The sequence below is a fragment of the Mycolicibacterium aichiense genome (genome assembly GCF_010726245.1).
Classification (GTDB): Bacteria; Actinomycetota; Actinomycetes; order Mycobacteriales; family Mycobacteriaceae; genus Mycobacterium; species Mycobacterium aichiense.
Map to the genome: position 1 here is coordinate 5,777,965 of NZ_AP022561.1, position 20,061 is coordinate 5,798,025.

Annotated in this window: 25 protein-coding genes; 15 read left to right on the forward strand and 10 right to left on the reverse strand. The window is 67.2% G+C overall.

What is annotated here, in order from left to right; translation table 11 throughout:
- Positions 1–38: 38 nt before the first annotated feature.
- The 4 genes from G6N32_RS27645 to G6N32_RS27660 are packed head-to-tail and all read right to left on the reverse strand — an operon-like array spanning position 39 to position 3,420.
- The gene (locus G6N32_RS27645; protein WP_172507225.1) at positions 39–1,262 is read right to left on the reverse strand and encodes a cytochrome P450; all 1,224 of its coding nucleotides are present in this window, start codon (positions 1,260–1,262) and stop codon (positions 39–41) included.
- A complete protein-coding gene (locus G6N32_RS27650; protein ID WP_115318011.1) occupies positions 1,262–1,966 on the reverse strand; it encodes an NIPSNAP family protein in 705 nt (234 codons plus the stop codon). Before G6N32_RS27650 ends, G6N32_RS27645 begins: the two co-directional genes overlap by 1 nt.
- 3 nt (positions 1,967–1,969) lie before the next feature.
- A complete protein-coding gene (locus G6N32_RS27655; RefSeq protein WP_115318010.1) occupies positions 1,970–2,164 on the reverse strand; it encodes a ferredoxin in 195 nt (64 codons plus the stop codon).
- Positions 2,165–2,178: 14 nt separating this feature from the next.
- Complete coding sequence (locus G6N32_RS27660) at positions 2,179–3,420, reverse strand: cytochrome P450 (RefSeq protein ID WP_163789491.1); 1,242 nt, start codon at positions 3,418–3,420, stop codon at positions 2,179–2,181.
- 105 nt (positions 3,421–3,525) lie between these two features.
- Between G6N32_RS27660 and G6N32_RS27665 the strand changes: the two genes are divergently transcribed.
- Positions 3,526–4,071 (forward strand): TetR/AcrR family transcriptional regulator, encoded by a 546-nt coding sequence (locus G6N32_RS27665; RefSeq protein ID WP_232077385.1) that lies wholly within the window; start codon positions 3,526–3,528, stop codon positions 4,069–4,071.
- A gap of 35 nt (positions 4,072–4,106) precedes the next feature.
- Positions 4,107–5,003 carry an LLM class flavin-dependent oxidoreductase gene (locus G6N32_RS27670; protein WP_115318955.1) on the forward strand — a complete coding sequence of 299 codons (897 nt, stop codon included), beginning with the start codon at positions 4,107–4,109 and terminating at the stop codon, positions 5,001–5,003.
- On the opposite strand, the gene G6N32_RS27675 is transcribed toward G6N32_RS27670, so the two are convergent.
- Positions 5,000–6,010: a zinc-dependent alcohol dehydrogenase gene (locus tag G6N32_RS27675; RefSeq protein WP_115318008.1), complete on the reverse strand. Its 1,011-nt coding sequence runs from the start codon at positions 6,008–6,010 to the stop codon at positions 5,000–5,002. The two genes, G6N32_RS27670 and G6N32_RS27675, sit on opposite strands and share 4 nt — an antisense overlap.
- Before the next feature lie 126 nt (positions 6,011–6,136).
- On the opposite strand from G6N32_RS27675, the gene G6N32_RS27680 reads away from it, so the two are divergent.
- Positions 6,137–6,889: an SDR family NAD(P)-dependent oxidoreductase gene (locus G6N32_RS27680; protein ID WP_115318007.1), complete on the forward strand. Its 753-nt coding sequence runs from the start codon at positions 6,137–6,139 to the stop codon at positions 6,887–6,889.
- 24 nt (positions 6,890–6,913) lie between these two features.
- Positions 6,914–7,534, forward strand: a complete 621-nt coding sequence (locus G6N32_RS27685; RefSeq protein ID WP_115318006.1) for a TetR/AcrR family transcriptional regulator — start codon at positions 6,914–6,916, stop codon at positions 7,532–7,534.
- A gap of 39 nt (positions 7,535–7,573) precedes the next feature.
- Here G6N32_RS27685 and G6N32_RS27690 read toward each other — a convergent pair whose 3' ends face one another.
- Together G6N32_RS27690 and G6N32_RS27695 are read right to left on the reverse strand one after the other, a co-directional pair.
- Positions 7,574–8,782 (reverse strand): FAD-dependent oxidoreductase, encoded by a 1,209-nt coding sequence (locus tag G6N32_RS27690; protein WP_115318005.1) that lies wholly within the window; start codon positions 8,780–8,782, stop codon positions 7,574–7,576.
- 36 nt (positions 8,783–8,818) lie between these two features.
- Positions 8,819–10,777, reverse strand: coding sequence for a potassium transporter Kup (locus G6N32_RS27695; protein ID WP_410432630.1), 1,959 nt, complete (start codon positions 10,775–10,777; stop codon positions 8,819–8,821).
- A 40-nt stretch (positions 10,778–10,817) separates the two neighbouring features.
- Here G6N32_RS27695 and G6N32_RS27700 point away from each other — a divergent pair, with 40 nt between their 5' ends.
- From G6N32_RS27700 to G6N32_RS27715, 4 genes are all read left to right on the forward strand, one after another.
- Positions 10,818–11,561, forward strand: coding sequence for a (Fe-S)-binding protein (locus G6N32_RS27700; protein WP_115318954.1), 744 nt, complete (start codon positions 10,818–10,820; stop codon positions 11,559–11,561).
- Positions 11,558–13,015, forward strand: coding sequence for a lactate utilization protein B (locus G6N32_RS27705; protein ID WP_115318003.1), 1,458 nt, complete (start codon positions 11,558–11,560; stop codon positions 13,013–13,015). Before G6N32_RS27700 ends, G6N32_RS27705 begins: the two co-directional genes overlap by 4 nt.
- Positions 13,012–13,632 carry a LutC/YkgG family protein gene (locus G6N32_RS27710; RefSeq protein ID WP_115318002.1) on the forward strand — a complete coding sequence of 207 codons (621 nt, stop codon included), beginning with the start codon at positions 13,012–13,014 and terminating at the stop codon, positions 13,630–13,632. The genes G6N32_RS27705 and G6N32_RS27710 overlap by 4 nt, the downstream gene beginning before the upstream one ends.
- 75 nt (positions 13,633–13,707) lie before the next feature.
- On the forward strand, positions 13,708–14,160 hold the full coding sequence (locus G6N32_RS27715; RefSeq protein ID WP_115318001.1) for a hypothetical protein: 453 nt from the start codon (positions 13,708–13,710) through the stop codon (positions 14,158–14,160).
- A 1-nt stretch (position 14,161) separates the two neighbouring features.
- Here the strand turns inward: G6N32_RS27715 and G6N32_RS27720 are convergent, their stop codons facing one another.
- The gene (locus tag G6N32_RS27720) at positions 14,162–15,025 is read right to left on the reverse strand and encodes a rhomboid family intramembrane serine protease (protein ID WP_115318000.1); all 864 of its coding nucleotides are present in this window, start codon (positions 15,023–15,025) and stop codon (positions 14,162–14,164) included.
- 459 nt (positions 15,026–15,484) lie between these two features.
- Between G6N32_RS27720 and G6N32_RS27725 the strand changes: the two genes are divergently transcribed.
- Genes G6N32_RS27725 through G6N32_RS29225 form a run of 7 tightly spaced genes read left to right on the forward strand, consistent with a single transcriptional unit; the run spans position 15,485 to position 19,437 of the window.
- A complete protein-coding gene (locus G6N32_RS27725; protein WP_115317999.1) occupies positions 15,485–15,928 on the forward strand; it encodes an STAS domain-containing protein in 444 nt (147 codons plus the stop codon).
- A 53-nt stretch (positions 15,929–15,981) separates the two neighbouring features.
- Positions 15,982–16,623 carry a class I SAM-dependent methyltransferase gene (locus G6N32_RS27730; RefSeq protein WP_115317998.1) on the forward strand — a complete coding sequence of 214 codons (642 nt, stop codon included), beginning with the start codon at positions 15,982–15,984 and terminating at the stop codon, positions 16,621–16,623.
- 27 nt (positions 16,624–16,650) lie between these two features.
- On the forward strand, positions 16,651–17,058 hold the full coding sequence (locus G6N32_RS27735) for a VOC family protein (protein ID WP_115317997.1): 408 nt from the start codon (positions 16,651–16,653) through the stop codon (positions 17,056–17,058).
- 48 nt (positions 17,059–17,106) lie between these two features.
- The gene (locus tag G6N32_RS27740) at positions 17,107–17,514 is read left to right on the forward strand and encodes a VOC family protein (protein ID WP_115317996.1); all 408 of its coding nucleotides are present in this window, start codon (positions 17,107–17,109) and stop codon (positions 17,512–17,514) included.
- A gap of 24 nt (positions 17,515–17,538) precedes the next feature.
- Positions 17,539–18,024 carry a peroxynitrite isomerase gene (locus G6N32_RS27745; protein ID WP_115317995.1) on the forward strand — a complete coding sequence of 162 codons (486 nt, stop codon included), beginning with the start codon at positions 17,539–17,541 and terminating at the stop codon, positions 18,022–18,024.
- A complete protein-coding gene (lipE, locus tag G6N32_RS27750) occupies positions 18,021–19,274 on the forward strand; it encodes a lipase LipE (RefSeq protein WP_115317994.1) in 1,254 nt (417 codons plus the stop codon). Before G6N32_RS27745 ends, lipE begins: the two co-directional genes overlap by 4 nt.
- A gap of 37 nt (positions 19,275–19,311) precedes the next feature.
- Positions 19,312–19,437: a hypothetical protein gene (locus tag G6N32_RS29225; protein ID WP_264028726.1), complete on the forward strand. Its 126-nt coding sequence runs from the start codon at positions 19,312–19,314 to the stop codon at positions 19,435–19,437.
- A gap of 4 nt (positions 19,438–19,441) precedes the next feature.
- On the opposite strand, the gene G6N32_RS27755 is transcribed toward G6N32_RS29225, so the two are convergent.
- Both G6N32_RS27755 and G6N32_RS27760 read right to left on the reverse strand, forming a co-directional pair.
- On the reverse strand, positions 19,442–19,747 hold the full coding sequence (locus tag G6N32_RS27755) for a DUF2694 family protein (protein WP_115317993.1): 306 nt from the start codon (positions 19,745–19,747) through the stop codon (positions 19,442–19,444).
- Positions 19,744–20,061: an ESX-1 secretion-associated protein gene (locus tag G6N32_RS27760; protein ID WP_115317992.1), complete on the reverse strand. Its 318-nt coding sequence runs from the start codon at positions 20,059–20,061 to the stop codon at positions 19,744–19,746. The genes G6N32_RS27755 and G6N32_RS27760 overlap by 4 nt, the downstream gene beginning before the upstream one ends.

The following is a 20,061-nucleotide window of genomic DNA, read 5'->3' on the forward strand; positions in this document are numbered from 1 at the left end:
GTAAATCAAGGTGTTTAGAGGCCGGGGAGGCCGCCCGCTCACACCTGGACCGGGACGCTGTTCCAACCCCACTGGAAACTCGACGGCGGCCGCAGGGCACAGTCCTCATCGATCTGATAGTCCGGGACGCGACGCAACCACTCCTGCAGCAGCACCGCGATCTCCAGCCGTGCCATGTGATAACCCAGGCAGAAGTGCTGGCCCCGGCCGAACGCCAGCGATCGTTCGATCCGCCGGTTCCAGCGGAACGTCTCCGGCTCGTCGAACTCCCGCTCGTCGCGGTTGGCCGACGCCAGCAGGGTGATGATGCGCTGGCCCGGCTGGATCGTGGTGTCATGAATGGTGTACGGGCGGCGCACCGTTCGGGCGAACCACTGCGCGGGAGCGCAGTAGCGGATGATCTCCTCGCGGGCCACCGGCACGTTGGTCGCAGGATCGGCGCGCACCGCCGCCAGCTGATCGGGGTGGCGCCGCAATTCCCACAACCCGTGCGCGACGATCTTGGGGACCGTCTCGGTACCGCCGATGAACACGCCCAACATCTGGACGGCCACTTCACTGTCAGTCAGCGCCGATCCGTCGGGCAGCCGGTAGGCCAGCAGGTTCTCGACGATCGGCAGCGAGCCGCCGAACGTGCCGGCGCGCACCTGTTGCACCACGGGAATCAGGTACTCGAGGTACCCCGGCCGGGCGTTGGCGACCTCGACCCCGCTACCGGGCTCCGCCAGGCTGCCGGCGTTCACTGTGGCCAGCACATCGACGGCCAGATCGGTTGGCAGTCCGACCAGTTCGCACACCACCGAGGCGGCGACGATCCCGCCGTACTCCTGGGTGAGGTCGAAGCTTCCGCGTGGCAACAGTTCGTCGAGACGCTCGTTGGCCAGTTCGCGGATGCGGTCCTGCCAGGTGGCGACGGACTTCGGCCGGAATTGCGCTGCCGTGCAACGCCGGACGTCGTCGTAGATCGGCGCGTCGAAGTTCGCATGGAACGGCAACGGATGCAGCGGCGGGTCGGCGACCGGACCCTGATTGCGGTGAGCCAGTACCGCCGCCGCGGGCAGAGTTCCCTCGGATGCCACAAAGGTGCCGTCGTTGATCGCGAGCACGTTCCAGACGTCGTCGAACCGGGCCAGTGCATAAGTGTCGAGTTCGTCGACGTAGTACACCGGGTGGTGATCCCGCAGGGTCCGGTAGAACGGGCGCGGGTCGGCCATCACCGCCGGATCGAACGGGCTGTACGAGAACTGCTGCATCACGGCCATTATCGGAGCGGGGACGGCGGTAGCGCCTGCAGAATCGAGTCCTCCCACCCGTCACGCAGCGCAGGCGCCACGCTCATCCACGTGACGATCTCGGCCGGTGGACTGTCCTTCCACGACGGGTAGTGGTTCTCGAAACAGTCCCAGTCGCCGTCCAGCGCCCAGTAGTGGATCACCTCGTTGAAGCGGAACGTCGTGACGAAGGAGCCCAGCCAGCGCTTGCCGGTGCGCTCCGACCACGGGACGTATAGCCGTTCCAGCTCGCGGATATAGTCGTCCTGCTTGCCGGGCTTGGTCTGCATGATCTCCTGAATCACCAGCCCGGCAGTGAATTTCGAGTGCGTGAGTTCCGCCAGCGGGCGGTTGCTGCGTCCGGCGTACATGATCCGGCCCTCCCCCGACGCGCCCGCACCGGCGAGATAGTCCGCCCACTCGGCGGCGGCCTCGCGATGGCTGCCGCCGGGGGCCTGCGCCCGGCCGATCCGGGCATAATCGGCGAACGCGTCGATCTCCCAGATGATCGTCACCTGCGGCCAGTGCCCGTTGTACGGTGTGGCCTCCCAGATCGAGAACAGCCGCGCCCCAAGCTGTTCCATCATGGGTTGATACACGCTGGTGAACTTCTCGGTGAACCGGTCGCTGCGCTCGGAGCCCAGCGCGATCGTCTCGTGCAGATACAGCAAGGTGTGGCTGAAGTACTTCTTCACCGGTCAGTCCTCGATCAGGGCCAGCGCCGCGGCCGGACACTGGGTGACGGCCTGCTGCATCCGCGCCCGGTCCGCCTCGGGCCGGGCGGCGCCGTGGATGCGGACGCTGCCGTCGTCGTCGACTTCGAAGACGTCCTCGGCGATCGTCTCGCAGATACCGTGCCCGGTGCATTTGGCCAGGTCCACTTCGATTCGCATAGTCCGCCTCACGCTCACCGCACGAACGCGGGGAGCCGCTTGATCCCGTGCACGAAGCTACTCAACAGGTAGTCGGGCTCGCCGAGTTCGATGTCGACTCGGAACAACAACTCGCGGAACAGATTCCGCAACTCGGTGCGCGCCAGCTGGTTGCCGAGGCAGAAGTGCGGGCCGCCGCCGCCGAAACCCAGGTGCGGGTTTGGTGAGCGTTGCAGGTCGAACGCGCCGGGCCGGTCGAAGGCGGCATCGTCCCGGTTCGCCGAGCAGTAGAACAGTCCGACCTTGTCGCCGGCGTTGAGCTGCTGGCCGGCCAGTTCGGTGTCGTGCGCGACGAACCGGGCGAACTGCAGCACCGGGGTCGCCCACCGGATGAACTCCTCGACGGCCGGTCCGATCCGGCCGTCGAAATCAGCCATCAGCCAGGCGCGCTGGTCCGGGTTGGCTGCCAGCGCCAGCATGGCGTGCGAGGTCGTCTGCTTGGTGGTGTCGTTTCCTGCCGATGCCAGCAGCACCAAAAACGCGCCGATCTCCTCGTCGGTGAGCCGGTGCCCGTCGACTTCGGCGTTGACGATGCTGGTCATCAAGTCGTCGCCCGGGTGCCTGCGACGGAACTTGGCCAACTCAATGCCGGTGCCCGCCAAGAGGAACATCTCGTTGACCGTCGCCTCGGCGCGCTCCTCGATCGTGGCGTACTCGTCGTCGCTCATGGAGAACAGCTTCTCGGCGGCCTTGGCCACCGCCTCGCGGTCGGAGTTCGGTACGCCCAGCATTTCGGAGATCGTCATCATCGGCAGTCGCGCCGAGCAGGCCGCGACGAAATCGACCTCACCGGCGCCGACCAGTTCGTCGACCACGGTGGCCGCGTTCTTACGGATCTGCTCATCGATCTGCGCGACGTTGCGCGGGGTGAATGCCGAGCTGATGAGCCGGCGGTACACCGTGTGCTGCGGCGGATCCATCATCAGGAAGAACGTGGCTATCCGCTGGATGTCGGCGGGCATCGGATCCAGCGCGATGCCCTGCGCGGAACTGAACAGCTCGGGATGCAGGCTGGCGTGGACGATGTCGGCGCGCCGGGTCAACGCCCAGAAACCGGGCTCGTCCATCGGGAACAGCGAGGGGAACGGCTCATGCCAGGTGAGTCCGTCGGTGGCCCGCAGAGCGGCGAAGGTCTGCTCGCGGACGTCGAAGGTCTGGCCCCAGAATCGCCGCGACGTGATGTCGTGGGCGCTGTACCCACGCTGGTCCGCCGACACGAGCACAGCGTGACACTTTGACTGGAATTTGTAAAGACAGTGTTTTCGGTCTCGGATGTGTGGACTCCACGTGACACCCGGGCCGCGACCTGTAATCCTGTACACGTGAGCCCGGCCGGAACCACCGCTGTGATCGCCGACGATGACGAAACCTCGTCGCGGCGGCGCATCCTCAATGCCACCGCCGAAGTGCTCGCCCGGAGCGGTCAGACCAAGCTCAGTCTGTCCGAGGTCGCTCTGCAGGCCGGGGTGTCCCGGCCCACCCTGTACCGCTGGTTCGCCTCCAAGACCGAGTTGCTCGACGCGTTCGGCGCCTATGAGCGGGAGATGTTCGACACCGGTATCAGCCGGGCCACCGCGGGACTGCGCGGAACCGACAAACTCGACGCGGCACTACAGTTCATCGTTTCCTACCAACAGACCTACTCCGGGGTCCGGCTGATCGACATCGAACCCGAGGTGGTCATCGCCCAGCTGGACCGCATCCTGCCGCTGATGCGAACCCGGCTGCAGCGGCTGTTGAGCGGTCCCAACGCAGAGATCAAGGCCGCCACCGCAATTCGCGTCGCGATATCCCACTACGTGGTCCGCAGCGACGACGCCGACCAGTTCCTAGCCCAGCTGCGCCATGCCGTCGGCATCAAGCAGTGACCCCGACCCTGGACATCGGGATCTACGTCCCGCAGATGGGGTTCGGCTACGCCGATGTGCTGCACCGCGCGCAACGCTGTGAGGAACTCGGCATCGGCTCGTTGTGGCTCTACGACCACATGTACGGCCCCGGCATCCCCGGCATCGACTCACTGGAGGCCTGGACGCTGGCCACCGCTCTGCTGAGCCGGACTGAACGTCTGCGTGTGGGACATCTGGTGCTGTGCAACCAGTTTCGTCATCCCGCCGTCTTGGCCAAGATGGCCGCCGCCCTGGACCACATTTCGGACGGCCGGCTGGAGCTGGGTATCGGCAGCGGATCCATCGAGGACGAACACCACCGGCTCGGACTGGACTGGGGCACGTTTGCGCAGCGATCCGAGCGCCTGCAGGAGACGCTGGAGATCCTCACCCAGGCGTTCGCTGATCAGCGGATCGATTTCAGCGGAACATATTTCACCGTTCGCGACATGCCGATCACACCCGGCCCCGTTCAACAGCCACGCCCGCCGATCGTGGTGGGCGGATCCGGCGAGAAGTACACCCTGCCGCTGGTCGCCCGCTATGCCGACGTCTGGAACGTGCCCACCTATGCCCTCGGCGAGATGGAGCACAAACTAACCGTGCTGCGAGCGATCTGCGAGGACATCGGCCGGGATCCGGGCTCCATCGTGATGTCGGTCGAGGCCGTGTTGGCGCTGGCACCGGATTCTGCCGCGTTGGAAGGTGTGCGCCAGGTTGCCGAGAAGCGGTTCGGCGGGCCGGGTTTCGGTCTGCACGACGGCGGGCTGATCGGTACGCCGGCCGCGATCGTCGACCGTCTGGGCCAACTCCAGGAGATGGGTTTCGGGCAGGTGGTGTTCTTCACCCACGACCGGGCTTCGGACGCGACCCTGGAGCTACTCGCCGCCGAGGTACTCCCCCAGCTCTAGGCGAAGGTGACGACGACCTTGTCAGCGGCACCCGGCGTCAGCGCGGTCTGTAGCGCGCCCTGCACGTCGCCGAAATCGAAGGTGTGGCTGACGATCACCGCGTACTTCTCCCAGTCGGCCACGAGATCCGCGGTCACTTCGAAGATTTCGGTGGGATAGCCCATCGATCCGACGACGGTGATCTCGTTGGCCATGATGTTGACGAAGTCCACCGGCACCGGCTCCTTGTGCACAGCGACCACCCCCAGCCGTGCACCGATTTGTGCTGACGCCAGCGCGGTGGTGACCACCGATGGTGCGCCGGCCGCGTCCAGGTAGATGTCGGTGCCCGATTTACCCGGCCACATCGCCGCGCCCTTGCCGTGCAACGCGATGAGGCGCCGCGCCACATCCTCATCGCCGGCGTTGATCACCGAGTCGGCGCCGACGGCCAGCGCCTTGTCCAGCCGCGATCCGATCAGGTCCACCACCGTCACGTGATTGACGCCCAACGCCTTATAGGCGATGGTGGCGCCCAGCCCGATCGGCCCGGCACCGAAGACCGCGACCTTGTCCGCCGGCGTGGGTTTGGTCTGGTTGACCGCGTGCCGGGCGACGGCCATCGGTTCGTTGAGGGCGGCGACCTCGAACGGGATGTCGGTCGGGATCACCTCGATGCTCTGCCCTCGCACCGCGTTTTCGACGAGGAGGTATTCGGCCAGCGCGCCGGTGGCCCCGCCGTTACCGATGATTCCGCTCGGGGCGCCGATGGGGTTGATCACCACGTGGTCGCCGACGTTGATGCCGGTGACGTCGCGGCCGACCTCGACGACCTCACCCGCCGGTTCGTGCCCGAGCGGCATCCGTCCCTGACGAGGGGGCAGCCCGCCCATCGAGATGTAGAGCGCGTCCGAGCCGCAGATTCCGCAGGCTCTGATCTTCACCAGCACGTCAGCTGGTCCCACCACCGGATCGGCGACATCGACGACCTCGGTCTGACCCGCGCCGGTGATCATTGTTGCTCTCATCTGGTCCCTCACAATTCAACTGGCACAAAGCTTTTCGAATAGTCGACGGTTGACACCAGCGGCGCCGAGCCCTACCGTGACCGACATGGTAAGGCACACGGCCACCGGGCTGTCCCTGTTCTCGCGATGAGCAAGCCACTCGCCGGGCGCCGCGCGGTGGTCACCGGTGCGGCCAGCGGGCTGGGCGCCGCAGCTGTCCGGGCACTCACGAAGGCCGGCGCCGAGGTGGTCGCGACCTATCACCAGACCGAACCCACCGACGACTCCCAGGCCATCTGGGTGCAGTGCGACGCCCGGGATGGCGACTCGGTGAACGCGATGATCGACGCCGCGGTGGCGGCGATGGGCGGCCTCGACATACTGGTCAACGCGGCGGGACTGTGGCATCAGGGCGTGCCCGGTCACATCACCGCCGCCGACATCGACTTCGTTCTCGACACCAACGTCAAGACCACGATCCTCACCAACCAGGCCGCGCATGCGGTGATGCGCAAATCCGGCGGGCGCATCATCAATTTCGGCTCGGCCGAGGCGGTGATGGGCAGCCCGATCTCCGCGGTGTACGCCGCGGCGAAGGGTGCGGTGCAGGCCTGGACCCGCTCAGCGGCCAAGGCCTGGGCGTCGGACAACGTAACGGTCAACGCGCTGGCGCCGGCGATGCAGACGCGCGGAGCGGACCGGCTTCGCGAATTCCTCGGCCCGGATGCGGCGCCGTTCATCGATCAGCAGATCAAAGCCACGATCCCGCTCGGTGGCGCGCTCGGCGATCCCGACCGCGACCTCGGCCCCGTGCTGGTGTTCCTGGCCGGTGAGGGCTCGCACTTTATCACCGGCCAACTGCTGCCGGTCGATGGTGGGCTGATCATGGTCGGCGGCTGACTAGCGAACCGTACGATCTGGCGGATGGGAACAACGGGTCGTCCCCTGCGCGCAGAACGGGCACTGCTCGCCGGCGATGAGGCGCGCCACCGACTGCTCGAGGCCGCCAGCCGGTGCATCGTGCGCCGGGGCAACACCCAGATCCGAATGGCTGAAGTCGCCGCCGAAGCCGGTGTGGTCCGCTCGACCGTCTACCGCTATTTCCCATCCCGCGACGATCTTCTGCTCGGGTTGCTGCTGACCAGGATCGACGCTGCGCTGGCCGCGCACGTCGCATCGCTACCGCAGCCCGACGATGCGTCGGCCTCGATCCAGGAACTGATGCTCGTTCCCGTCCAGTCCGTGGTCGGCGACGCGTTGAACGAGGCCTTGATGTCGGGTGAGAGTACGGCGGTGGCGACCGCACTCGAAATCGGCTCCGAGCAGATCGTCGACGTCGTCCTGCGGCACTACGGTCCGCTGTTCGAACGATGGCAGGCTGACGGCAGTTTGCATCCCGAGCTCGACCCACGGGAGACGGCGCGCTGGCTGCACACCGCGTCGTTGTTCCTGCTCGCTCCCGTGTGGCGGCATCGGCCGGTCGAGGCCAAGAGACTCTTCGTCGAGCAGTATCTCCTGCGCGCCCTGGTACCGAACTTTGTTTGACCGAAATTCTCTGGCAAACAGCGCATTTCGAATGCGCGTCTAGCGCCGGGCAAATGGCGGGGCGTGCTCGGGCCGCACCCCGACCCCGACCAGGTAGGCCGGAATCACCGAGAGCCACGGCAACCGCCGAATCAGCGAGGTGATCGCCGCCGGCGGGTCAGCGTTCTGTCCGTCGAGGATCGGCGCCACCAGCCGCTTGTGCAGCAGCCGCTGCACGGCCTGGGTGACCGCGGCCGGCGGCAGCCGGCGCTTACGGACAGCGGCCAGGTCGCGGTCGGTGACCGCGCCGCGCCGCAGCGGCTCGGCCAGCAGTGTCGCCGCGCCCACCGCGTCCTGGATGGCCATGTTGATGCCGACGCCACCGACCGGGGACATCGCGTGGGCCGCATCGCCGAGGCAGAGCAGTCCGTCGGTGTGCCAACGGCTGAGTCGGTTGAGCCGCACGTCGAGGAACTTCACCTGGTCCAACGAGGTGAGGGTGTCGGTATTGGCCTCCGGAATCAGCTCGGCCAGTTCGGCTTTCAGCGCGTCCAGCCCGCGTGCCCGCAGTCGGGCGTCGCTGCCCTTCGGGATCAGGTAGGCGAGCTGGAAGTACCCCTCCCGCGGAATCATGATCAGCACGCGTCCGGCGGTGATCCGGGGAATCAGGGTGTACTCAGCGTTGCTGTCCCGCGGCAGCCGAAACCACCACACGTCGAACGGCACCGGGAAGTCCCGCGCCACCAGGCCGGCGCTCTGCCGCACGACCGACGTCCGGCCGTCGCAGGCCACGGTCAGATCGGCGCGCAGTTCACCGTCGCCGTCCGGCGAGGTGTAGCTCACCCCGGTGACCCGGGCGCCGTCGCGCAACAGCCCGGTCACCTCGTGGCACAGCCGCAGCGTGTACGTCGGCTCCGCCTGACCGGCCTCGGCCAGCAGGTTGAGCAGATCCCACTGCGGCACCATCGCGATGTACGGGTGGGGCTGCCGCAGCCGGCGGAAGTCCACCATCGTCAGCGATGTGTCGCCCACCGTGAATTCGGCGTGATCGACCTTGCTGTGCGGCAGTGCCGCGAACCGCTCCCCCAGGCCTAGCTCGTCGAGAAGCCGCAGGGTCGTGGGATGTACTGTGTCGCCGCGGAAGTCGCGCAGGAAGTCGGCGTGCTTCTCCAGGACGGTGACCTCGATTCCCGCCCTGGCCAACAGCAGTCCGAGCACCATGCCGGCGGGGCCGCCGCCGACGATCGCCACCGTCGTGGAGTCGCTCATGGGCACACCGTAGTCACGGCGGGTGAACGCGTGGAGCTAAACCTGAATACGGGAGCCGATCAGCACCGTCTGAGAGGTCGGCAGGCCGAAGTATCCCGCGGAATCTGCGGCCATCAACGATGTGGCGATGAAGATCCGCTTGCGCCAGGGCGCCATCGTCGGCTGATCACCGGGAATCAGTTCGATCTTGGACAAAAAGTAGGAGGTGCTGTCGAGGTCGATGTCACCGCCGACGTCGGACGGGTCCACCAACCGCAACGCCGCCGGCACGTCGGGTCGCTCCATGTAACCGAATTGGGCTGCCACGTAATAAATGCCGTCATCCGGATCGCCGAGGTCGTCGACGGTGATCCGCTCGCCGTCGGGCACCCGGGGCAACGGCGGAACGACGATCGACAGAATGATCACCCGCTCGGGCACGACGTGGTTGTGGTCGACGTTGGCCCGCATCGACAACGGCGCCGTCTCGCTCTCCCGGTTCAGGAATACCGCGGTGCCAGGGATCCGCGGATAGGGCGGGGTGTGGTTGTTGATCTCGTCGATGAAGGGCTGCAGCGGTCCTTCGGCTTTGTCGCGGGCGCTCACCACGATCGCGCTGCCCCGCTGCCAGGTGATCAGCACCGTGAAGGTGACCAGACCGATCAGCAGCGGCAGCCACGCGCCGTGCACGAGCTTGGTCAGGTTGGCCGCCAGGAACATCAGGTCGACCGTCAGCAGTGCACCGCCGCCGATGATCACCATCCACAGCGGCCACCGCCACCGGGTGTGGGCGATGTACAGGAACAACAGGGTGGTGATGGTGATGGTGCCGGTGACGGCCATCCCGTAGGCGTAGCCCAGTGCAGCCGAGCTCCGGAACGCGAACACCAGGATCAGCACCGCCACCATCAGCATCCCGTTGATCCAGGGGACGTAGATCTGACCGATAGACGACGCCGAGGTGTGGGCGATCCGCAGTCGCGGCAGGTAGCCGAGTTGCGCCGCCTGCGAGGCCACCGAATACGCGCCGGTGATCACCGCCTGCGACGCGATCACCGTCGCGGCGGTGGCCAGGATCGCCATCGGGAGCTCCCACCCGGGTGGCACCAGCAGGAAGAACGGCGCGTTGACCACACTCTGATTGCCCAGCAGCAGCGCACCCTGGCCGAGGTAGTTGAGCACCAGCGCCGGGAGCACGAGACCCAGCCAGCCCCAGGTGATCGCCTTGCGGCCGAAGTGGCCCATGTCGGCGTAGAGCGCCTCGGCGCCGGTGACCGACAGCACGACGGCGGCGAGTGCGAAGAACGCGATGTGGAAGTGGCCGAAGATGAACTCCAGCGCGTAGGTCGGCGACAGTGCCTTCAGGATCTGCGGATGCCCGGAGATACCCCGCACCCCGCACGCGCCGATCACGAGGAACCAGACGATCATCACCGGGCCGAAGAACCGTCCCACCGCCGCCGTGCCGCGCCGCTGCACCGCGAACAGCCCGACGATGATGACCGCGGTGATCGGCACCACCAACTCCGACAGCGACGGGTCGACGACCTTGAGGCCCTCCACCGCGGACAGCACCGAAATGGCCGGGGTGATCATGCTGTCGCCGAAAAACAGTGCGGCGCCCAGGATTCCGAGCGCCGACAACGCGGCGATGACCCGCGGACTGGATCTGCGTCCGAGCCTGCGCACCAGCGTGATGAGGGCCATCACGCCACCCTCACCGTCGTTGTCGGCGTGCATGACCAGGGTGACGTAGGTCAGCGTGACGATGACCATCACCGACCAGAAGATCAGCGACACCACGCCGTAGACGTTGGCGGGGGTGATCGGCACGGGGTGCGGGTCGCCTGGATTGAACAGCGTCTGCACGGTGTAGATGGGGCTGGTGCCGATGTCGCCGAACACCACGCCCAGCGCACCGATGACGATGCCGGTGCGGGCCTTGGTCGCCGTGCTCACTCCCCACCCCGTTTCTCGGTGCGCCCGGCGTCGGGTCCCGGCGACGTGGAGGCTCATGGTAACTGCCGAGATGCCGTCCCGACGTACGGTGGAACAGATGCGTATTGCCCTGTTCGCGACATGTCTGGCCGACGCGATGTTTCCGCGGGCCGCGATCGCGACTGTCGAACTGCTGGAACGGCTCGGGCATCACGTGGTCTTCCCGGCCGACCAGACGTGCTGCGGTCAGATGCACATCAACACCGGCTATCTCGGTCAGGCGACCGGCTTGGTCCGCCACCACCTCGAGGTGTTCGAGAACAGCGGATGCGACGTGGTGGTCGCGCCATCGGGATCATGCGTCGGCTCGGTCCGCCACCAGCACGCGATGGTGGCCCGGCGGGCCGGTGACACCGCGCTGGCGCAGCGCGCCGAGGCCATGGCGGCACGCACCTACGAGCTGTCCGAATTGTTGGTCGACGTGCTCGATGTGCGCGATGTCGGTGCCTACTATCCGCATCGGGTCACCTACCACCCGACCTGTCATTCGCTGCGGCTGTTGCGTGTCGGTGACAAGCCCCTGCAATTGCTTCGCCACGTGCGCGGGCTGACCCTGGTGGAGCTCGCCGACGCGGACACCTGCTGCGGATTCGGTGGCACCTTCGCGATCAAGAACGCCGACACCTCCACCGCGATGCTGGCCGACAAGATGTCTGCGGTCATCGCTTCGCGCGCCGAAGTGTGTGCCGCCGGAGACAGTTCATGCCTGATGCACATCGGCGGTGGCCTGAGCCGGATGCGGTCGGCGGTGCGCACCGTGCATCTCGCCGAGATCCTGGCCGCGACGGAGCCCCCGCGATGACGCGGTTCCTCGGCGTTCCCGGCATCGGCAATCTGCGCGGCACCGAACCGTTCCCGCAAGCGGCGCGACGGGAGCTGGCCAATACCCAGATGCGCCGCAATGTCGGCCACGCCACCCGAACCATCCGCACCAAACGGCTTGGGGCCGTTGCCGAATGCGCGGACTGGGAACAGCTGCGGGCCGCGGGCAGCGCACTCAAGCAGGAGGTGATGGCCCGGCTTCCGGAGTTGCTCGAGGAGCTGGAAGCCAATGTGGTCGCCCGCGGCGGCGTGGTGCACTGGGCGCGCGACGCCGCCGAAGCCAACCAAATCGTGACCGGGTTGGTCCGCGCGACCGGCGCTGACGAGGTGGTCAAGGTCAAGTCGATGGCCACCCAGGAGATCGGGCTCAACGAGCACTTGGCGGCCGAGGGTATCTCGGCGATCGAGACCGACCTCGCCGAGCTGATCGTCCAACTGGGGCGCGACACCCCCAGTCACATCCTGGTTCCGGCAATCCATCGCAACCGCGCCGAGATCCGCGAGATCTTCGTGCGTGAGATGCCCGATGCCGGTGAGCTGACCGATGACCCGCGGGTCCTTGCGATGGCGGCCCGCGCGCATCTGCGCCGAAAGTTCCTGTCCGCCAAGGTCGCCGTCAGCGGTGCGAATTTCGCGGTCGCCGAGACCGGGACATTGGCCGTCGTCGAATCCGAAGGTAATGGCCGGATGTGCCTGACCCTGCCGCAGACGCTGATCACGGTGATGGGCATCGAGAAGGTGGTGCCCCGGTTCACCGACCTCGAGGTGTTCATGCAGCTACTGCCGCGATCGTCGACGGCCGAACGGATGAATCCGTACACCTCGATGTGGACCGGTGTGCATCCCGGTGACGGACCCCAGGAGTTCCATCTGGTGCTGCTGGACAACGGACGCACCGCGGTGCTCGGGGACGCCGTCGGCCGCGCGGCGCTGCACTGCATCCGCTGCAGCGCCTGCCTGAATGTCTGCCCGGTCTACGAACGCACCGGCGGCCACGCCTACGGCTCGATCTATCCCGGCCCAATCGGTGCGATCCTGAGCCCGCAGCTGACCGGGACGCAGGGCCACGACGACCCCAACGCCTCCCTGCCGTATGCGTCGTCGTTGTGCGGTGCGTGTTTCGACGCGTGCCCGGTGCGGATCGACATCCCGTCGATTCTGGTGCACCTACGGGCCGCCCAGGTCGACGGCCATCGGGCGGTCGGTCAGGACCTGGCGATGGGTGCCGCCGCGTGGGCGATGGCCTCGCCCGGACGATTCGCCGCGGCCGAGAAGCTTCTCGCCGCCGGGCGGCTGGTGGCGGGTGCCGATCAGCGCATCACCGCCCTGCCGTGGCCGGCGTCGCGCTGGACCACCAGCCGTGACGTGCCCGCACCGCCAGCGGAGACGTTCCGCCAGTGGTGGGCCCGCACCCACGACGAGGCGTCCCGTTGAACGGGACACGTCGCATCGTCCTCGACCGGATCCGCGGCGCGCTCGCGGCGGCCCCGCCCGACCCCGTCGAGGTGCCGCGTGACTACGACCGGGAGCCCGCGCAGGGACCGGGTGACGCCGAGCGCTTCGCCCGGACGGTCGCCGAATACCAGGCCCAGGTGCTGCGGATCGATGCCGCCACGATCGCGGCCACGGTCGCCGAGCTGACCGGTGCGGGCGCTCGGGTGGCGATACCGTCGGGACTGCCCACCGAGTGGGTCGACGGCATCGACACCGCCGTCGACGACCCTGAAAATCGTTTGGCGGTAACCGAACTCGACACCGCCGCCGCCGTCGTCACCGGATGCGCCCTGGGCATCGCGGCCACCGGAACCATCGTCCTGGACGCCGGGCCCACCCAGGGCCGGCGAGCACTGACCCTGGTCCCCGACCATCACATCTGCGTCGTCTTCACCGACCAGATCGTCGACACCGTCCCGCAGGCGTTAGCCGCCCTGGACCCGGAGCGACCGCTGACCTTCATCTCCGGACCGAGCGCCACCAGCGACATCGAACTCAACCGGGTCGAAGGTGTACACGGCCCCCGCAGACTTGACGTGCTGCTGATCAGCCGGTGACATTGCAGAATCCGCTTATTTCTCGCGGCGGCACGGCATAGATTTCTACAGCGGAGCTACGAAGGGAGCCGGGCGTTGCGGACTTTGGCGATAGGCATTGCGCTCACGGCGGCCGCGGTGACGTTGGCCCCGCCAGCTTCCGCAGAACTGTGGCCCGGCAACTACAACTTCATCATCCCGGACCGCCGGGACTTCCATACCTGGGCGTGGGGCGCCGCTCCGTGCCCGGGAGAGATCGTGTTCAACCCGACCTGCGTGCGCGTCTCGGCCAACCCGATGCCGATCGCCAAGGCATACCCCTGGTACGGCATCGCGACACTGAACAACGGGCAGTACACGATGACCGTCGACAATCCGGACGGATTGCGCTGCGGCGACATCTATTACGGTCCGGTCATCCCCACCCGCGATGTCTTCACCTGGGATGCCAAGACGCTGTCGGGAACCATGGAATCGTCGTTCGACGTCGGCTGCGACGGGGCGCCGGGCGGCACCTTCACCTACCCGTTCTGGCTGACCCGGCTCTGAGTCAGCCGGTGATCAGCGCGCCGTACTGACCGATCAACTCGGCGGTGCGCCAGTAGATCAGCGCAGCGAACACCACCAGGACAGCCGCGGAGACGCCGCCCTGCACCAGGTTGCGGCGTTCGCGCGGCGCGTAGGTGTAGACCGCCGCGATCAGCGACCCGGTGATCAAGCCGCCCACGTGGCCCTGCCAACTGATCGACGGCACGGTGAATGTCAGCACCAGGTTGATACCGATGAGCACCACCACCCACCGCACGTCGAGGTTGAGCCGCTTGGCCACCACGAACGTCGCCCCGAACAACCCGAAGACCGCACCCGATGCGCCTGCGGTGGCCGCCCCGATCGGAGCGAGCAGGTACACCAGCACCGAACCGCCCAGCGCGCTGAGGCCGTACAGCGCACCGAAGCGCAGCCGGCCCAGCCAGGCCTCGAGCGGAGGGCCGATCACATACAGCGCCCACATGTTGAACAGCAGGTGCATGGCGCCGTAGTGCATGAACGCCGAGGTGATCAAGCGGTAGTACTCGCCTCCCGCAACGCCGGGCGCCCACAGCACAAGCGCGCGCTGAAGATCTCGCGACGTCATCTGCAGCACGAACATCACCACGTTGACCGCGATCAGCGCATACGTCACATACGGCTGGCCGGAGCGCAGGATGCCACCGGCCCCGGTGCGCGCCGCCCGCACATTCTGGCCGGCGGCTGCCACGCAGTCGACACACTGATGGCCGACCGCGGCGCTGCGCATGCACTCGGGGCAGACCGGGCGCCCACAACGGGTGCAGTGCACATAGGTCGGGCGGTCTGGATGGCGGTAACAGGTCGGTGTGCCCGCCGGAGTTTGCGGTGTGTAAGGGATGCTCATAGTCCTGCCACCGAAGATACTGTGTGCCGCGCCGGCGGCGCCGCACCGGTGACGTAGTTGCCGACGCGGCCTCGAAGGTACGGATTTCGTCGTCACTGGCCGCACGCACCCGACCACAATCTGGCCGACCAGTACCGCTAGGGACCGCCTGGCCTGGGTCGGCCGGACGCATCCGCAGCTAACCTTCGGATTCACTTTCACTCAGCGTCAATATTTGCCATAACCGCACCGACGCGTCCCATTTCCGGGATGCGCGAATCCGGGTTGAAGTGCCCATATAGCTATCCTCAACAACTTGTAGCCACGCAACGGATTCCGTAGTACATTTCCTCCAGGTTGAGTTCACAGCCGCCCGGAGTCGCCGAGCGTGAGGGCTTGAGAACTTTCACAGCGAAGCGTCGAGACGAACCGCTTCGGCAGGCAAATCCGGCATCGCGGAGTACCACTGATGGAGGCGCCATGACTTCAGCCACCACCACCGCGGCAACCTCGGCTGTCACCCGCCTGGGCCGCGACCGCACGGATCGTGGAGTCTTCCGATCCAGAGAGCTCAGTGCGACCACCCTGCTCATCGCCGCAGTCGGAGAGATCGACGCATCGAATGCCGGTGACATGCTCGGCTACGTCGAGGACAACGTCTCGGGATACCAGCAGCTCGTGATCGACCTGTCGAAGCTCGACTTCTTCGCCACCGACGGGTTCTCCGCGCTGCACACCCTCACCGTGCGGTGCTCGCGGCGCGGGATCGACTGGGTGCTGGTCCCCGGGCCTGCGGTGGCCCGTGTGCTGCGGGTCTGCGATCCGGAGGGATTGGTCACCACCGCGGGCAATATCGTCTCGGCGGTGGCGGCTCTCGCCCGCGGCCCGCACACCCACCTCCAGCTGGCCCCGCTGGCGAAGTAGCCGCCCGCCCCTTCCTAGACTGGTTCGATCGGTTCTAGCGAAGGCGAGCAGCCATGGCGACACACGGTCGCAACCTCAACGACCTGGTGACACGGTTCTGGAGCGTCGCCGCCCCGCTCTACGACCATCCGCGTCTGCAGCAATGGGTCTACCAGCCCGCCCAAGACGAGGTCATCGATCAGCTGCGCGCCCACGGTGCTTGCCGGATCGCTGACATTGCCTGCGGCACAGGCATTCTCGCCGCTCGCATCGAAGCCGAGCTGCACCCCGACGAGGTGTACGGGGTCGACATGTCCGACGGCATGCTCAAGCAGGCCAAGGCCCGCGACCCGAAGGTGCAGTGGCGCAAGGGGCCGGCCGAACAACTGCCGTTCGACGACGACTCGCTCGACGCCGTCGTTTCGACGTCGGCCTTTCACTTCTTCGACCAGCCGGCGGCGATGCGCGAATTCTACCGGGTGCTGCGGCCCGGTGGTCTGGCGGCGGTCGCGACGATCAGCCCCCCGCAACTGCCGTTGCTCGGCCGGCTGACCAACTCGCCGGCCAGTGCCGCGCACAACCCGTCGGCGCAGGAGATGCGCACACTGTTCACCGGCGCCGGTTTCACGATCAGCGACCAGCACCGGGTGCACCGGCCGCTGTGGACCAAAGCCGTGTTCGACCTCATCACGATCGGGACGAAGCCCGCGTCCTGACCGATTCGGGCCGTATCCTTCGACACCATGGCCGTCGAGCTGCTCGCCCCCAGTGTCGAGATCGGTCTGGTGACCACCGATCTGGGTCCGATGGTCGAGTTCTACGAGAACTTCCTCGGCCTGCCGTTCCAGCTCGACCTCGACTTTCCCGGCGGCACCATGAAGCGCTACCTGATCGGTGACAACACCCTCAAACTCGTGACCTATGACCAGCCGCCTCCCGCAGCGCTGACCCCCGGCGGTGGGCGCGCGCAGACCGGTGTCCGCTACATCTCGCTGGTGGTCACGAACGTCACCGACGCGGCCGCGCAGGTCACGGCCGCCGGATACGAAATCGTCGAACCACTCACCGAATTCACCGCACTGCCCGGCATCGGGTGGTTCTTCGTTGCCGATCCCGACGGCAACTGGGTCGAGCTCGCGGGCCCGATCTGAGCACCGTTTATCCTTCCGACGTCACCCACTCAACGAAGAGGAACACCTATGGCCATCGAGTTGCTCGCCAAGAACATCGAAGTCGGTCTGGTCACCACCAACCTGGGTCCGATGGTCGAGTTCTACGAGAACTTCCTGGGCCTGCCCTTCACCGGCGACCTCGACTTCCCGGGCGGAACGATGAAGCGCTATGCGCTCGGTGACAACGTGCTCAAGCTCGTCACGCTCGACCAACCGCCGGCCGCGCCCGCGACGCCGGGGGGCGGTCCGGCCGCGGCCGGTATCCGCTACTTCACCGTGGTGGTGGCCAACACCACCACCGCCGCCGAGCAGGCCAAGGCCGCCGGCTACGAGATCGCGCAGGAGCTCGCCGAGTTCGCGCCGGTGCCCGGCATGGGCTGGATGTTCGTCGCCGACCCGGACGGCAACTGGGTCGAGCTCGTCGGCCCGATGTAGATCGCGGCCCGTACCCTGGGCATCGTGCCCGAGCTTCATCCCGACCTCGCGGTCCTGGCGCCCCTGCTGGGCACCTGGACCGGAGCCGGCACCGGCGAGTACCCGACCATCGAGACGTTCGGCTACGTCGAAGAGATCGCGATCGGACACATCGGCAAGCCCTTTCTGACCTACTCGCAGCGGACCCGCGCCACCGACGACGGCCGTCCCCTGCACGCCGAGGCCGGCTACATCCGGGTGCCGTCGCCCGGCCGGATCGAACTCGTCGTCGTCCATCCCACCGGGGTCACCGAGATCGATGAAGGCACGCTGTCGGTAACCGATAACAGCCTGGCCATCGAGCTCGACTCCACCTCGATCGGACTCACGGCTTCGGCGAAAAGCGTTACCTCACTGAGTCGTTCGTTCCACCTTGTCGGTGACGAGCTCACCTACACCGTCCGGATGGCCGCTGTCGGCGTGCCGCTCACCCACCATCTGGCCGCGACCCTGCACAGGCAGCAGGGGTGAGCCACTCCCCCACCGGCGACGGCCGGATTCGCGTCCCGAGCGACCTCGATGCCGTCACCGACGTCGGGACCGAGGACCACGCCGACATCCCGGCGGCCACCGCCGACCGGATCTGGGAATCCGTGCGGCACTGGTACGCCGCGGGCATGCACCCCGCCATCCAACTGTCCCTGCGGCACAACGGAAAAGTCGTGCTCAACCGCGCGATCGGCCACGGTTGGGGCAACGGCCCGGCCGACCCCCCGGACGCCGAGAAGGTGCCGGTCACCGTCGAGACGCCGTTCTGTGTGTACTCCGCAGCCAAGGCCATCAGCACGACAGTGGTACACATGCTCGTCGAGCGCGGCGAATTCTCCCTCGAGGACCGGGTCTGCGACTACCTGCCGAACTACACCAGCCACGGCAAGGACCGCACCACCATCCGGCACGTGATCACCCACAGCGCCGGCGTGCCGTTCGCCACCGGGCCGCGACCAGACCTCAAGCGGATGAACGAGAGTGCTTACGCGCGCGAGAAACTCGGTGAGCTCAAACCGATCCACCGGCCAGGCTTGATGCACATCTACCACGGGCTGACCTGGGGCCCGCTGGTCCGCGAGATCGTCTCGGCCGCAACCGGCCGCAACATCCGCGACATCCTCGCCGAAGACATCCTGGACCCGCTGGGCTTCCGGTGGACGAACTACGGCGTGGCAGAACAGGATGTCCCGCTGGTCGCGCCGAGCCACGTCACGGGCAAACCATTGCCTGCGCCGATCGCCAAGGCCTTCCGGGCCGCCGTCGGCGGGACCCCACAGCAGATCATTCCGTTCTCCAACACCCCGCTCTTCCTGACCGGCGTCGTCCCGTCGTCCAGCACGGTGTCCAACGCCGACGAGTTATCCCGCTTCGCCGAAATCCTCTGTCGCGGAGGTGAACTCGACGGAGTCCGGGTCATGCGGCCGGAGACGCTACGCGCTGCGGCGGCCCCCGCGCGGCGGTTGCGGCCCGATATCGCAACAGGATTCGCGCCGATGCGCTGGGGCACCGGCTACATGCTCGGGTCCACCAGGTTCGGGCCCTTCGGACGCGACGCACCCGCCGCCGTCGGCCATACCGGGCTGACCAACATCGCCGTCTGGGCGGATCCGGAACGACGGCTGTCAGTCGGACTGGTCAGCAGCGGTAAACCCGGACAGCACCGCGAAGCCGGCCGCTACACCGAAGTGCTGGACTGCATCAACGCTGAGATCCCCCGCGTCCGCGGGTGAATTGTGCAGGCCGCGCTCGGTGGATAACGTACCGACCATGGGTGACTCGCTGCTGCAGCAACAACTCGACGAGGTGCGGGCTCTGCTGCAGCGGGCGCGCGAGCTGTTCGGTCCGAATCCCGGTGCGCCGCCGGAGGTTGTCTCCGCCGACGGTGACCGTTGACCGCTTAGGATTCTTCTGGCCGCAGCCGATGCTGCCGCAACGCCTCGGCGGCCAGCTCGAGATCGCGGCTGCTCGCCACATCGTCTGACGGGGTGTGGCCCGCCGCCACGATCTCGGCGCGAACCTGCATCAAGGCTTTCAGATACGACACGTCCGCGGTCAGCAGGATGCCCTGGGCCAGGGTCTGCGCGTCGGCGTCCATCGCGGGTTCGGCCAGGGCCACGCTGTGCAGATAACCACCCCGGCACGACCGGAACAGGATGTGCCCGCTGGGATGGGCCGCGTCGAACTCGGGATCGGGTTCGGTCATGAACCGTCCTGGGCAATGCGGCCGAGCTCGGCGGCGGCGGCGCTGTCCTGGTGTTCCCAGACGTCGGCGGCGTGCCTCAGGTTGCTCGCGAGTTCGGCATGAGCCGCGGCCTGCTGCTCGTAGCAGGCCCGCCGCTGGTCCAGCAGTTCGCGGCCGGCGTCGCGAAGCTCACCGAAGATCGGGCCCAGCGAGTCGAGGCTGGCGAGGATGCCGGCGTGCCCGGCCGGCACCGTGCTCAGCTGGTCGGCGGTGTCCTGGTGGACGCGGGCCGCCCGGCGCAGCTCGTCGGGCACCACGTGGATGCGCTCTGCCAT

What these genes read in the sequence shown, in the direction of transcription:
- G6N32_RS27700 (WP_115318954.1), top strand. Translation starts at nt 10,818, where the DNA reads ATGCGTATTGCCCTGTTCGCGACATGTCTGGCCGACGCGATGTTTCCG.
- G6N32_RS27720 (WP_115318000.1), bottom strand. Translation starts at nt 15,025, where the DNA reads ATGAGCATCCCTTACACACCGCAAACTCCGGCGGGCACACCGACCTGT.
- G6N32_RS27685 (WP_115318006.1), top strand. Translation starts at nt 6,914, where the DNA reads ATGGGAACAACGGGTCGTCCCCTGCGCGCAGAACGGGCACTGCTCGCC.
- G6N32_RS27730 (WP_115317998.1), top strand. Translation starts at nt 15,982, where the DNA reads ATGGCGACACACGGTCGCAACCTCAACGACCTGGTGACACGGTTCTGG.
- G6N32_RS27695 (WP_410432630.1), bottom strand. Translation starts at nt 10,777, where the DNA reads ATGAGCCTCCACGTCGCCGGGACCCGACGCCGGGCGCACCGAGAAACG.
- G6N32_RS29225 (WP_264028726.1), top strand. Translation starts at nt 19,312, where the DNA reads ATGGGTGACTCGCTGCTGCAGCAACAACTCGACGAGGTGCGGGCTCTG.
- G6N32_RS27740 (WP_115317996.1), top strand. Translation starts at nt 17,107, where the DNA reads ATGGCCATCGAGTTGCTCGCCAAGAACATCGAAGTCGGTCTGGTCACC.
- G6N32_RS27670 (WP_115318955.1), top strand. Translation starts at nt 4,107, where the DNA reads ATGGGGTTCGGCTACGCCGATGTGCTGCACCGCGCGCAACGCTGTGAG.
- G6N32_RS27690 (WP_115318005.1), bottom strand. Translation starts at nt 8,782, where the DNA reads ATGAGCGACTCCACGACGGTGGCGATCGTCGGCGGCGGCCCCGCCGGC.
- G6N32_RS27705 (WP_115318003.1), top strand. Translation starts at nt 11,558, where the DNA reads ATGACGCGGTTCCTCGGCGTTCCCGGCATCGGCAATCTGCGCGGCACC.
- G6N32_RS27755 (WP_115317993.1), bottom strand. Translation starts at nt 19,747, where the DNA reads ATGACCGAACCCGATCCCGAGTTCGACGCGGCCCATCCCAGCGGGCAC.
- G6N32_RS27735 (WP_115317997.1), top strand. Translation starts at nt 16,651, where the DNA reads ATGGCCGTCGAGCTGCTCGCCCCCAGTGTCGAGATCGGTCTGGTGACC.
- G6N32_RS27645 (WP_172507225.1), bottom strand. Translation starts at nt 1,262, where the DNA reads ATGGCCGTGATGCAGCAGTTCTCGTACAGCCCGTTCGATCCGGCGGTG.
- G6N32_RS27725 (WP_115317999.1), top strand. Translation starts at nt 15,485, where the DNA reads ATGACTTCAGCCACCACCACCGCGGCAACCTCGGCTGTCACCCGCCTG.
- G6N32_RS27760 (WP_115317992.1), bottom strand. Translation starts at nt 20,061, where the DNA reads ATGGCAGAGCGCATCCACGTGGTGCCCGACGAGCTGCGCCGGGCGGCC.
- G6N32_RS27675 (WP_115318008.1), bottom strand. Translation starts at nt 6,010, where the DNA reads ATGAGAGCAACAATGATCACCGGCGCGGGTCAGACCGAGGTCGTCGAT.
- G6N32_RS27680 (WP_115318007.1), top strand. Translation starts at nt 6,137, where the DNA reads ATGAGCAAGCCACTCGCCGGGCGCCGCGCGGTGGTCACCGGTGCGGCC.
- G6N32_RS27655 (WP_115318010.1), bottom strand. Translation starts at nt 2,164, where the DNA reads ATGCGAATCGAAGTGGACCTGGCCAAATGCACCGGGCACGGTATCTGC.